At 63.1% G+C, this 1,028-nt stretch carries 2 protein-coding genes; both read right to left on the reverse strand.

What is annotated here, in order from left to right; all coding sequences use genetic code 11:
* Positions 1-229 (reverse strand): septation protein IspZ (locus A2I95_RS42115; protein ID WP_291738178.1); only part of this gene is annotated, 229 nt, incomplete at its 3' end.
* Between the two features lie 29 nt (positions 230-258).
* On the reverse strand, positions 259-1,028 hold a 770-nt coding region (locus A2I95_RS42120; RefSeq protein ID WP_291738179.1), incomplete at its 5' end, for a DMT family transporter.

The following is a 1,028-nucleotide window of genomic DNA, read 5'->3' on the forward strand; positions in this document are numbered from 1 at the left end:
GGGTCGCAAATTGCATCCGCGACAGATGCCCGGTCAGCTTCCACAAGGCCAGCGTGGACGCCACCATCAGCGGAATGAACGCTGCGGTGATGACGATGAAGCCCTGATACTCGCTGCCACCGATCAGAAACACCTCATCCTTCAGCTTCAGATAGCCGATGAAGAACAGGACGACCGGGCCCAGTTCCAACAGCATCTTCAGGGTCGGGTTGATCTTCTTTGCGGCCATGGGGCCTCCTGTCAGTTCTGCGCGCGGTCTCAGCCGCCCATTTCCACTATCACGGCGCCCAGCGCGATCAAAGCCATCAAGGCAATCCGGCGCGGCCCCACAGTTTCCTTCAGCACCAGCCAGCCGATCAGGGCTGCAAAGACTGTGGAGGTCTCGCGCAGCACCGCCGCCTCCCCCACTTTGTCCAGCCTTGTGGCCAGCATGATCGCGCCAAAGGACGCAAAGGCGACCAGCCCGCCAAAGACCCCCCGGACCATCAGCGGCCCCGGCGCCGGCCGCGCGGGCATGGTCCGCCAACGGGTGAAGGCAATCACCGGAAACACCAGCCCGTCGATCATGAAGAACCACGCGAGGAAGGTGAACGGATCCGCCGTCGCCCGGATGCCATAGGCGTCATATGTGGTGTAGGCGGCCACACACAACCCGGTGACCACCGCCAGCCCCAGTGCAATTCCCAGCGTGTCGCGGTTCACCGTCAAATAGCGGTAGTTGTACCCCGCCAGTCCGAAGATCCCCGCCAGCAGCACCGCCACCCCCAGCCATTGCACCGGGGTGAATACCTCGCCGAACAGGAAGAAGGAGCCGATCACCGTGAACAGCGGCCCGGTGCCCCGCACCACCGGGTAGACCACGGTGTAGCTGCCCTTGGTATAGGCCAGCGCCTGGAACAGCTTGTAGAAGACGTGGATCCCCCAGGCGACAGCGAAAATCAGCCACATATGCGGCTCCGGCCAGGGCACCACGAAAAGCGCAAAAGGCGCCGCCATCACGCAGTAGGAAAAGTCGATCGCTCCGCGCG

This window comes from Leisingera sp. F5, assembly GCF_001593695.1.